The following is a 10,636-nucleotide window of genomic DNA, read 5'->3' as shown; positions in this document are numbered from 1 at the left end:
CTTCCCCTCCACGACGCTCTTCCGTTCTGGGGGCCGTCTGAGTCACGTAAAGCACTTACGTGGAAGGGCCCGCTCCCCCGGGGGAGCGGGCCCTTCCACGTAAGTGCCTACGAGATGTGCTCGTTCTCCAGGTCGCGCTGGTAGCGGTGCTTCAGCTTCGGCATCAGGCGGCTGATGGTGGTGAAGCTGCGCGGGTGCACGATCCCGTGGCGGTCCGAGAGGTATATGTCGACCTGCTCGGGACTCGGGACCTTCCCGTTCTCCTCGATGTACGCGCGGAAGACCTCATAAGCCGCCTCCTCGAACTTCACCTCGTCGATGTCGCTCGCGGGGTCGGTGAGGTCGATCGGGTCACCCTCCAGGCGCGGAGCCGGTACCGGCATCTGCTCCTCCGGGCCCGCCGGGGGCATGACCGGGGTCGGCTCCAGGCCCTCGACGTACTGGGGGTTGTAGCCGCCCTCGTACGTCGCCTGCGGCGCCAGCGGCGCGGCGAACCAGGCGCTGTCGTGGGCCGCGGGCATGGCCGTCGGGTCCACCGCGAAGGGCGGCGGGGCGTGGGTGGTGGCGGCGGGCTGGACCTGGGCAGGGACCGGGTCCGCAGCCGGAGCGGGGGCCGGAGCGGGGGCCGGTTGGGGGGCCGGTTCGGGAGCGGGGGCCGGTTCGGGAGCGGGAGCCGGGGCGTGGGCGGCGGTTTTGGCCGGGGCCGAGGCGCCCGCCGGCAGGGCCGGAGTTTGGACCGCCGCCTGCGCGACCTGCGCGACCTGCGCCGCGGTGGTCACCGGGGCCGCCTTCGCCGCCGGAGGCAGCAGCACCGGGTCGATGCCCGCCGCCGCCAGACCCTCCGGAGCCGTCTGCGACAGCGGCACCCCGATCCGGGCCAGCCGCAGCGGCATCAACGCCTCCACCGGCGCCTTGCGCCGCCACGACCGCCCGTACCGGGCCTGGAGCCGCGCCTGGTAGATCAACCGGTCCTGCTCCATGACCACGGCCTGCTCGTAGGACCGCAGCTCCCACAGCTTCATCCGGCGCCACAGCTTGAAGGTCGGGATCGGCGACAGCAGCCACCGGGTGATCCGCACCCCCTCCATGTGCCGGTCCGCGGTGATGTCCGCGATCCGGCCCACGGCATGCCGGGCCGCCTCCACCGTGACCACGAACAGGATCGGGATCACGGCGTGCATGCCCACGCCCAGCGGGTCCGGCCAGGCCGCCGCGCCGTTGAACGCGATCGTCGCCGCGGTCAGCAGCCACGCCGTCTGGCGCAGCAGCGGGAACGGGATCCGCATCCACGTCAGCAGCAGGTCCAGCGCCAGCAGCACACAGATGCCCGCGTCGATGCCGATCGGGAACACCAGCGAGAAACTGCCGAAGCCCTTCTGCAGCGCCAGGGCACGGACCGCGGAGTACGAACCGGCGAAACCGATGGCGGCGATGATCACGGCTCCGGCGACCACGACACCGATGAGTATCCGGTGCGTACGAGTCAGCTGCATCGCGGCCACGCGCGGTCCCCTCCCCTTGTCGAGCTACGGCAGGCACAGAGTACGGGTGACTGGAGGTCAGCCGTCCGGTAGCCCCCTCGGTGTCCTACTGCTGTGTCCTACGGCTGTGTCCTACTGCTGTGTCCTACTGCTGGGGCGAAGCAGACGCGGACGGCGAGGCCGACGCGGAGCCGGACCCGGACGGGGACGCCGACTGCTGGTCCTGCGCCTGGTTGGCGGCGGCGACCGAGGCCACCGTCTCCCTCGCCGCCGCGATGGCGTTCTGGAGCAGCTTCGCCCGGTCCGGGGCGCTCGCACCCTCGTAGGCCGCACCGTTGTAGTCCAGCGTGATCACGGCGTTCTGGGTCCGCACCACGATGGTGTTGTTGGAGAAGTCGACGTCCTTCTTCACGCCGAAGACGACCGACGCGCCCTGGTCGCCGATCCCGCCGACCTCCTCCACCTTGACGTCCTGAGCGCCCTCGGTGGTCTTCGCCGCCTCGATCTGCTTGTTGTACTGCTCCTCGGCGCGCTTGTTGCCGCTGCCCAGGGAGGCGTGCGAGTCGTAACGGACCAGGGAGATGGAGAGCCAGCGGTACTGCGAGCCCTTCAGGCCGTCCTCGTCCAAGCCGTTCCAGGAACAGCCGGCGCGGCTGGCCAGGTCGTTCGACTTGGTCGCGGTGCCGTTCTTGTCCTTCGCCTCCGGGACGAGGGACTCGATGGTCTTCGTCTGGACCGCCTTGCAGGGGTCCGGCAACTGCGCGAACGCCACCTTCTCCAGCGTGGGCGTGGGCTTCGCGCTCGGCTGGGAGGACGAGGACGAACCGGACTTCTTGTCGCTGCCCTTGCCCGAGGCCTTGCCAGAATCGGACGAGCAACCGGCGACGGTGAGGATCACCGGGACGGCTGCGCAGGCGAGAACTCGGGTGAGGCGCGAGGCTGATCGGTGCATGGTTCCTTCAGACGTTGGGGCTCTTCTTACGGGCGCGTTACGGGCGCGGGACCCGAGCAACGGTAGCCCGACCGGGCGCCCGCCTGCTGTGCGCGCCGTCACGCGGCCCCCCACACGCCCCCTGCGGGCGGGCTGTCACTCGTTGAAACGCTCGACCAGAGCCTGCGCCAACTGACGGGCCTTGCCCTGCGTTTCCGCACTTGAGGGGATCGTGCCCGCGCCGGACGGCTGCACGCTGTACTCGACCGTGACGATGACGTTCGAGGTACGGAACACAATCCGCACGGTGCGCGCCTGGGCGGCGGTGACGCCGGCCGCGCTCAGCTTGTCGTCGAGGAACGCCTCGTTGCCGAGGCCCTCCAGGACGCGCGAGCCGAGCTCGGGCGAGGGGGAAGGGGAGGGGGCGGGGGAGACGGAGGCCGACGTCGAGGGGGACGGCGGCTGGGGCTGCGGCTGCTGCGTGGCGGGGGCCTCCGCGCCGGGGCCGGGAGTCGTACCCGTACCCGTACCCGTACCGGCGCCGGTACTGGGCGTGGGACTCGCGGTCGGGCCCGGGAAGGGCAGGCGTGCGTCCGTCAGGAGCTGTACGTACACCTGGCGAGCCTTGTCGTCGTCGCTCGCGGCGACGCGGTCGTACGAGACCACGCGCTCGAAGTTGACCGACAGCAGCAGGGTGGCCTCGGGCGCCTGCGCGCTCCAGCGGCAACCGACGTTCCGGTCGCCGTCGTACGAGGCGTCGGCGCTCCCGGCGTAGAGCTTGTCGCGCTGTTCGGTGGTGAGGGAGTCGGAGGCCGGGAGCATTGCCTTGAGCCGCTTGCCGTCGACGGCCTTGCAAGGCTGGGGCAGGCTGCTGTACTTGCCGGGCTCGGCGGGCACGGCGGTGTTCCCGCCGCCCTTGGGGTCGTTGGTGACGCCGCTGCCCTTGCCGTCGGTACACCCGGCGAGACCGGTCACGCCGGCCGCGAGCGCCGTGATCACTGCGATGCCGGGCAGGACTCGCCGACGCAGTGCCTTGCGCCGCTCCACGTCCACTGACTCCACTGGCTCCCCTGTTTCCCTGGTTCCCTCGGGAAAATGCGTTGCCGCGCATCGGGCGCGGCTGGACACAATGTCTATCGCACACGCTGGTACCGGCGCCGGTTCCCTGACTGATTTGGGGCCATGAGCGAGGTTTTTTGCGTATCCAGACTTTTCTGTGATTTTCGGGGGAATAGCGTCGTATGTCGTATGTAGAGGTTTCCGGGGCGAACGTCCCGATCCGGATGTGGACCGATCCCGCGTCGGTCGAGGACAGCGCGATGCGGCAGCTGCACAACACCGCGACGCTCCCGTGGATCAAGGGCCTGGCCGTGATGCCGGACGTGCACTACGGCAAGGGCGCCACGGTCGGCTCGGTGATCGCGATGAAGGACGCGGTCTGCCCGGCGGCGGTCGGTGTCGACATCGGCTGCGGCATGTCGGCGGTCAAGACCTCCCTGACGGCGAACGACCTGCCGGGGGACCTCTCGAAGCTGCGGTCCCACATCGAGCGGGCGATCCCGGTGGGGGCCGGCATGCACCGCGAGGCGGTGGACCCGGGGCGGCTGTACGGGTTCCCGGAGGCGGGGTTCGGGGACCTGTGGGAGCGGTTCGACTACGTCGCGGATGCGGTGAAGTTCCGGCGGGAACGGGCGATGCGGCAAATGGGGACACTTGGCGCGGGAAACCATCATTCGGAAGTCAATGTCGATCAAAAAGGGTCAGTGTGGCTGACTCTGCACTCCGGATCCCGAGGCATCGGCAACCAACTCGCCGAGCACCACATCGGGGTCGCGCGGGGACTCTCGCACAACCAGGGGCTGGTCGACCGGGACCTCGCGGTCTTCCTTGCGGCGACTCCGGAGATGGCGGCGTACCGGCATGACCTGTACTGGGCGCAGGAGTACGCCAAGTACAACCGCGCCGTGATGATGAGCCTCTTCAAGGAGGTCATCCGGAAGGACTTCCGGAAGGCGAAGGTCTCCTTCGAGCAGGAGATCAGCTGCCACCACAACTACGTGGCGGAGGAGCGGTACGACGGTGTGGACCTGCTGGTCACGCGTAAGGGCGCGATCCGCGCCGGCAGCGGCGAGTACGGGATCATTCCCGGCTCGATGGCGACCGGTACCTACATCGTGAAGGGCCTCGGCAACAAGGCGGCCTTCAACTCGGCGTCGCACGGCGCCGGCCGGCGGATGAGCCGGACGGCGGCGAAGAAGAGGTTCTCGACGCGCGACTTGGAAGAGCAGACCAAGGGCGTGGAGTGCCGCAAGGACTCGGGTGTGGTGGACGAGATCCCGGCCGCGTACAAGCCGATCGAGCAGGTCATGGAGCAGCAGAGTGACCTGGTGGAGGTCGTGGCCAAGCTGAAGCAGGTCGTCTGTATCAAGGGCTGAATGCGTGAGGGGCACCGCACTTGCGGCGCCCCTCATGCATTGCTGGTTCTACTGGGGTGGGGCGACAACGCGTCCGCTGCGAATTCGCCACAGTCGCATGTTGCAGCTCTGTTCGGTCCGGTCCAGGGCCGTGGCTGCTTCGGCCGGGTCATTGAAGCGGACCAGTTCCTGGTCGTCCTGCGCGGTCCAGCGGCGTCGTGGCGGGGCGATCCTCATATCCGCAGGGCGCACCCAGGCTTGAATCGCGTCCGCGTTCGCCTTCTTGTGGGCGAGCGCCAGGCACCCGTCGTAGTAGAGGTGGGTGGCCAGCTGTTGTGCCGTCTCTTTGTAGTAGCAGACGTTGTAGACGCCGTCCCGCTTGTTGCGCGAGATGGTGCGCTGCGTTCCGGTGACCTTCTTGCCGTAGTGGCAGAGGTAGGCGGCGATGGCTGTGCTGGCCGAGGTCAGCGAGAGGAAGGGGAATCCCTGGGCGGTCCAGCCCAGGGACCCGTCAGCGTCGATGATTCCGCGGAGGTAATCGGGGCGCGAGAACTCCGTGCGCGGCGGCTTGATGCTGAAGGACTTCTTGCCGTAGGGAATCCCGAGTTCGTTGACGATGGTCCTCGCTTCGAGCGAGCAGAGAGACCAGGTTGCCGTGTGGCTGTGTGCGGCGAAGTTCGTACTCCGTACGCGTTCGGTGATGGAGCTGTAGTAGGGCGTGAGCCCCTGGAACTCGCGGAGGATGTGGATGTCTCGCGTGTTGATCTCAGCGGCGAGCTGGCCCTTCTGCCCCCTGCCCTGGGCGAGGTGTCCGTCGGCCTGGAGGAAGCCGAACATATAGGCGTAGCGAGGGTCCTGGAGGTCCATGAAGCGCGCGGGGGCGCTAGGGTCCTGATCAGCCATGAGGAAGTGTCTTTCCTTGTCGGTGAGGCCCTCGGCTGGGACTGCCATCCCGGTCGGGGGCCGTTTGTGTTGTCACCGAACTTAGGTGTGACTTATGCCGACTCGTGCGCCTTCGCGCCACCTTCACTCGAACGTGTGACGGAATATCTCATTCCCCTTGGTGGCTACGTCTCGTCGCCGTCGAGGAGGCGGTCCACGGGTAGTTCGAGCGTGACGCCGATGTACTCGGGGAGGGGGACGGACGAGCCGCGCTTGAAGGTCCTGCGCAGTCGGTAGGAGGCGCTGCGGGGGTCGGTGTAGACGACGACCTCGTCGTGGTGGCGGTCGGCGATGACGTAGACGGGGATGTCGGCCTTGGCGTAACTCTCGACCTTGACGCCGATGTCGTCGGACCAGTTCGAGGAGGTGACCTCCACGATCATGCGGAAGACGTCGGGTGCGTAGCAGTTCTTCTGGACCTTGGAATCCAGGAAGTCTTCCTCTACGAGGGAGAAATCCGGGATGGCGTAGTCGTCCGGGCCGGTCGGAAGCCAGAGGCCGATGCCCTGGAGGAACTCCAGGCCTGCCTCTGTTGCGCCGGCCTTGTGGAATGCCACCGTGAGTCTGGTCAGCGTACGCGCATGCCGCCCATCGGCAGGTGGTGTCACGGTGAGTCTGCGCTGGAGGATCTCCACTCGGTGCCCGGGCAGTTGCGTGGAGAGGCGGTCGGCGGCCTCGGCGATCGTGGTCCGGTGCTGTGTCACGGCCATCGCTTCGCCCTTCTCGTGGCTCACGGTTCCGGAGCGTAGCCGCGGCCGAGGACATTCCGCTCGACGTCACCCGTACGGGCATGTCCGGCGTGGCCAACGAGGGGGTTGACGGCGGGAGTTGGTCTAGACCAGGGTGGCGGCATGTGGAGATCCCGCGTGGTTCTTGCCGCGCTCGCGTCGTTGTCGCTCGCCCTCGGGACCGCCGGGTCCGCTCAGGCCGGGGTGGGGTTGCCGCCCGTCGTGGCGCACGTGCCGACAGGGGAGAGCGTCGTCTTCATCACCATCGACGACGGCTGGAACCACGATCCGCAGGCCGCGCGGATGTTGCTGGAGGAGCGGGTTCCGGCCTCGCTGTTCCTGCTGCCCGGGGCGACCTCGTACGACACCGCGTACTTCACCGGGCTGGTGGAGCAGGGGCGGATCGGCGTCGAGAACCACACCGTGAACCACCCTGACCTGACCACGCTCGACGCCGCCGGGAAGGACGCCGAGGTGTGCGGGGCCGGGGAGCAGCTGGCCGCGACGTTCGGGCGGGAGCCGAAGCTGTTGCGGCCGCCGTACGGGGCGGTGAACGACGAGGTGCGGCTGGCGGCGAAGGCGTGCGGGGTGAAGGCGCTGGTGACGTGGACGCACGACTTCACCACCTGGAGCGGGACTCCGGCGACGCCGCGGCTGAAGTCCGGTGACATCGTGCTGCTGCACTTCACGCCGACGCTGGCGGCGGACCTGCGGCGGGCCCTGGACGCGGCGAAGGCCGCCGGGCTGAGGCCGGCGGCCTTGATGCCGCATCTGAGGAAGGCCGGGCTGGTGTGACCTGACAGGGCTCAGAGGTCCCGGTGGACCTTCGTGTTCGAGGCCTGGGCGCGGGGGCGGACCACCAGGAGGTCGATGTTGACGTGGCTGGGGCGGGTCACGGCCCACGTGATGGTGTCAGCCACGTCGTCGGCGGTCAGGGGGTTCGCGACGCCCGCGTAGACCTTGGCGGCCTTGTCGGTGTCGCCGCGGAAGCGGGTGGTGGCGAACTCCTCGGTCTTGACCATGCCGGGCGCGATCTCGATGACGCGTACGGGCTGTCCGACGATCTCCAGCCGGAGGGTCTCGGCGAGGACGCGGGCGCCGTTCTTGGCGGCGACGTAGCCGGCGCCGCCCTCGTACGTGGAGTGGCCGGCGGTGGAGGACAGGACGACGACCGTTCCGTCGCCGGAGGCGGTGAGGGCGGGGAGCAGCGCCTGGGTGATGTTGAGGGTGCCGATGACGTTGACCTCGTACATCGTGCGCCAGTCGGCCGGGTCGGCGGTGGCGACGGGCTCGGCGCCGATGGCGCCGCCGGCGTTGTTGACCAGTACGTCGCAGGAGCCCAGGGTGGCGGCGAAGGAGTCGACGGCGGTGCGGTCGGTGACGTCGAGGGCGTGGGCGGTGGCCTCGTGGCCCGCTGCGGTGAGTTCGGCGGCGAGGGCCTCGATGCGGTCCTCGCGGCGGGCGGTGAGGACGACGTGGTAGCCGGCGGCGGCGAGCTGCCGGGCGGTGGCCGCGCCGATTCCGCTGCTCGCGCCGGTGACTACGGCGGTGCGGGTGGCCGTGCTCATGGGCGGGGCTCCTCGTTCGTTCGTACGGGCGATCGTCCCGGCCAGCATAGGCGGGCGGCCGAGGGTGGCCGCGGTTGGCCGAGGGCGGCCGCGGGTGCTCAGCGGCTGCGCGGGGCGTACATGATCACGGCCATTCCGGCGAGGCAGACGAGGGCGCCGATGATGTCCCAGCGGTCGGGCCGGTAGCCGTCGGCGACCATGCCCCAGGCGAGGGATCCGGCGACGAAGACCCCGCCGTAGGCGGCCAGTACGCGGGCGAAATCGCCTTGGGGCTGGAGGGTGGCGACGAATCCGTAGAGGCCGAGCGCGATGACGCCGGCGCCGATCCAGGCCCATCCCTTGTGTTCGCGCATGCCCTGCCAGACCAGCCATGCGCCGCCGATCTCCAGGACGGCAGCGAGGACGAAGAGGGCAGCGGAGCGGGTGATCAGCATGGCGTGAAGCCTAGGCGGGCGGATGGGGGAGGGCTCGCCCTCGTTCGTGTGATGGTCCGACCGGTGGCGGGGTGGGATGGCTAGCCTCCGCGCGAGGAGGTGGTGGCGGTGCGCCGTGGTGCCGTACGGAGTGTGGTGGTGGCGGGGTTGCTGGCGCTGGGCGGGGCGGTCGCGGCCCCGGTGTGGGCGTGGGCGGGGCCCGAGGCGGACGTGGCGTACCACGGGCGGGTGGCTCTGGCGCAGGGGCAGCTGCGGGTCTGGATGGTCCCGGAGAACGAGGGGCCGTCCGCGCTGCCGAACGCGACGCTGCGGGTGCGGCTGTCGGCGGACCTCGCGGACCGGCAGGAGCTGGCCGGGGGCTGTGCGCGGGCGGGGCTGCGGGAGGTGGTGTGCGAGACGGGCGCGCTGCCGGCACACGGGCGGGGGCGGCACATCGGGCTGGTGCTGGAGCTGCGGGAGCCGTCGCCGGAGGTGGTGGTGCGGATCGACACGTGGTGGAACGGCGGTGCGACCGACCGGAACCTCGCCAACAACGAGCATGTGGTGCTGGCCCTGGACACGGGGGACGCCTACGCCTTCTGAGGGTGGGGCAGCAGCCACGCGGCCACCGCTGCGGCGAGTTCGGCGTCGGTGGCCTTCGGGGCGCTCCAGGCGATGTAGCCGTCGGGGCGTACGAGGACGCAGGCGGTACGCCGCTCCGTCGCCCAGTGGTGGTGGGTGAGCGGGGCGCCGGGCGGGGTGGCCGCGCCGGGCGGGGTGACGAGGACGAAGCCGCCGGCGCGCAGGGCCTCGTACAGCCGCGTCCCGTGGCGCAGGGCGAGGTCGGGGGCGCGCCGGCCGGCGGGGGTGGGGCGGCGGGTGCCGGGCGGTGGCGGGTAGGCGATGCCGAGGCCGGAGACCATGCCGAGGGCGCGGTCCTGGGCGGGGCCGATCCGGGTGAGGAGGGCGGTGCCGAGGGTGCGGGCGGCGCGGCGGGCGGGGCTCTGGGCCATGACGGCGCGGACGAGGGCGCCGCTGGCGCGCAGGACGAAGCGGCCGACGGGGTGGCGTTCGCGGTGGTAGCTGTCGAGGAGGGCCTCGGGGTCGGGGGTGTGGCCGTGGAGGACGGCGGCGAGTTTCCAGGAGAGGTTGGCGGCGTCCTGGAGGCCGGTGTTCATGCCGAGGCCGCCGGCGGGGGAGTGGACGTGGGCGGCGTCGCCGGCGAGGAATACGCGGCCGACGCGGTAGTGGGGGACCTGGCGTTCGTCGCTGTGGAAGCGGGACATCCAGCGGGGGTCGTGCATGCCGTGGTCGGTGCCCAGGGCGGTGCGGGTGATGGCGCGCAGTTCGTCGAGGTCGACGGGGTCGTCGTCGGAGGGGGCCGGTCCGTGGCCCCGCGGGTCGCGGCGCCAGGCGATGGCGCGGTACCAGCCGTCGCCGAAGGGGACGAGGAAGGCGAAGGCGTCGGCGGTGCCGTTGACGGCGAGGAGGTCTTCGGGCGGGTCGGTCAGGCGTACGTCGGCCAGCACCATGGAGCGGACGACGGCCTGGCCGGGGAAGGGCAGGCCGAGGGAGCGGCGGACGGTGGAGCGGACGCCGTCGGCGCCGACGGCGTGGCGGGCGTGGATCTGGCGGGGGGTGGGGGTGGCGGGGGGCGAGCCGTCGTCGGGGGCGGCGGCGTCGCGGACGTCGAGGACGTCGAGGGTGACGGTGTCGTGGTCCTGGCGGAGGCCGGTGACCTGACAGTCGTATTGGATGTCCACCCCTGTGGACAACGCGCGGCGCTCCAGCAGTTCCTCTGTCTCATATTGAGGAGTGATGAGGACGAAGGGGTAGCGGGAACGCAGCCGTTGAAGGGAGAGGGCCATGCCACCGAGGGGGCGTACGCGGTCGATCTGTCGGCCGGTGGAGACGAGTTCGTCGGCGAGGTCGCGCGCGTCGAGGAGTTCGAGGGTGCGGGCGTGCACGGCGAAGGCGCGGGTGAGGTTGGCGGCCGTGCGGGGGCGTCGTTCGACGAGGGTGACGGAGAGGCCGGCGGCGGCGAGGTCGCCGGCGAGCAGGAGCCCGGTGGGCCCCGCGCCGACGACGGCTACGTCGACGAGGCCGGGGACGTCGGGGGTCTGCTCGCCGGCCGTCATCCCAGTCATCCCAGTCATGGC

11 protein-coding genes are annotated in these 10,636 nt (G+C 70.5%); 3 read left to right on the top strand and 8 right to left on the bottom strand.

Features of this window, described 5'->3' with window-relative positions:
• Nucleotides 1–107: 107 nt before the first annotated feature.
• From ACWDYJ_RS22300 to ACWDYJ_RS22290, 3 genes are all read right to left on the bottom strand, one after another.
• Complete coding sequence (locus tag ACWDYJ_RS22300; RefSeq protein WP_451567327.1) at nucleotides 108–1,502, bottom strand: DUF2637 domain-containing protein; 1,395 nt, start codon at nucleotides 1,500–1,502, stop codon at nucleotides 108–110.
• A gap of 124 nt (nucleotides 1,503–1,626) precedes the next feature.
• Complete coding sequence (locus ACWDYJ_RS22295) at nucleotides 1,627–2,433, bottom strand: DUF3558 family protein (protein WP_451567326.1); 807 nt, start codon at nucleotides 2,431–2,433, stop codon at nucleotides 1,627–1,629.
• A 135-nt stretch (nucleotides 2,434–2,568) separates the two neighbouring features.
• On the bottom strand, nucleotides 2,569–3,474 hold the full coding sequence (locus ACWDYJ_RS22290; RefSeq protein WP_451567325.1) for a DUF3558 domain-containing protein: 906 nt from the start codon (nucleotides 3,472–3,474) through the stop codon (nucleotides 2,569–2,571).
• A gap of 179 nt (nucleotides 3,475–3,653) precedes the next feature.
• On the opposite strand from ACWDYJ_RS22290, the gene ACWDYJ_RS22285 reads away from it, so the two are divergent.
• The gene (locus ACWDYJ_RS22285) at nucleotides 3,654–4,847 is read left to right on the top strand and encodes an RtcB family protein (protein ID WP_451567324.1); all 1,194 of its coding nucleotides are present in this window, start codon (nucleotides 3,654–3,656) and stop codon (nucleotides 4,845–4,847) included.
• A 48-nt stretch (nucleotides 4,848–4,895) separates the two neighbouring features.
• On the opposite strand, the gene ACWDYJ_RS22280 is transcribed toward ACWDYJ_RS22285, so the two are convergent.
• Both ACWDYJ_RS22280 and ACWDYJ_RS22275 read right to left on the bottom strand, forming a co-directional pair.
• Nucleotides 4,896–5,729 (bottom strand): hypothetical protein, encoded by an 834-nt coding sequence (locus tag ACWDYJ_RS22280; protein ID WP_451567323.1) that lies wholly within the window; start codon nucleotides 5,727–5,729, stop codon nucleotides 4,896–4,898.
• Between the two features lie 164 nt (nucleotides 5,730–5,893).
• Nucleotides 5,894–6,502, bottom strand: a complete 609-nt coding sequence (locus tag ACWDYJ_RS22275) for a Uma2 family endonuclease (protein ID WP_451567322.1) — start codon at nucleotides 6,500–6,502, stop codon at nucleotides 5,894–5,896.
• Between the two features lie 117 nt (nucleotides 6,503–6,619).
• On the opposite strand from ACWDYJ_RS22275, the gene ACWDYJ_RS22270 reads away from it, so the two are divergent.
• Nucleotides 6,620–7,291: a polysaccharide deacetylase family protein gene (locus tag ACWDYJ_RS22270; protein ID WP_451567321.1), complete on the top strand. Its 672-nt coding sequence runs from the start codon at nucleotides 6,620–6,622 to the stop codon at nucleotides 7,289–7,291.
• 11 nt (nucleotides 7,292–7,302) lie between these two features.
• Here the strand turns inward: ACWDYJ_RS22270 and ACWDYJ_RS22265 are convergent, their stop codons facing one another.
• Complete coding sequence (locus ACWDYJ_RS22265; RefSeq protein ID WP_451567320.1) at nucleotides 7,303–8,064, bottom strand: SDR family oxidoreductase; 762 nt, start codon at nucleotides 8,062–8,064, stop codon at nucleotides 7,303–7,305.
• 98 nt (nucleotides 8,065–8,162) lie between these two features.
• On the bottom strand, nucleotides 8,163–8,498 hold the full coding sequence (locus tag ACWDYJ_RS22260) for a YnfA family protein (RefSeq protein ID WP_451567319.1): 336 nt from the start codon (nucleotides 8,496–8,498) through the stop codon (nucleotides 8,163–8,165).
• Nucleotides 8,499–8,606: 108 nt separating this feature from the next.
• Here ACWDYJ_RS22260 and ACWDYJ_RS22255 point away from each other — a divergent pair, with 108 nt between their 5' ends.
• On the top strand, nucleotides 8,607–9,080 hold the full coding sequence (locus ACWDYJ_RS22255) for a hypothetical protein (protein ID WP_451567318.1): 474 nt from the start codon (nucleotides 8,607–8,609) through the stop codon (nucleotides 9,078–9,080).
• Here ACWDYJ_RS22255 and ACWDYJ_RS22250 read toward each other — a convergent pair.
• A complete protein-coding gene (locus ACWDYJ_RS22250) occupies nucleotides 9,068–10,633 on the bottom strand; it encodes an FAD-dependent oxidoreductase (RefSeq protein WP_451567317.1) in 1,566 nt (521 codons plus the stop codon). The two genes, ACWDYJ_RS22255 and ACWDYJ_RS22250, sit on opposite strands and share 13 nt — an antisense overlap.
• Nucleotides 10,634–10,636: the final 3 nt, after the last annotated feature.

This window comes from Streptomyces sp. NPDC003042, from assembly GCF_053591315.1.
Note: the sequence above shows the minus strand (reverse complement) of the source record. Positions and strands in the feature narration are given on the sequence as shown.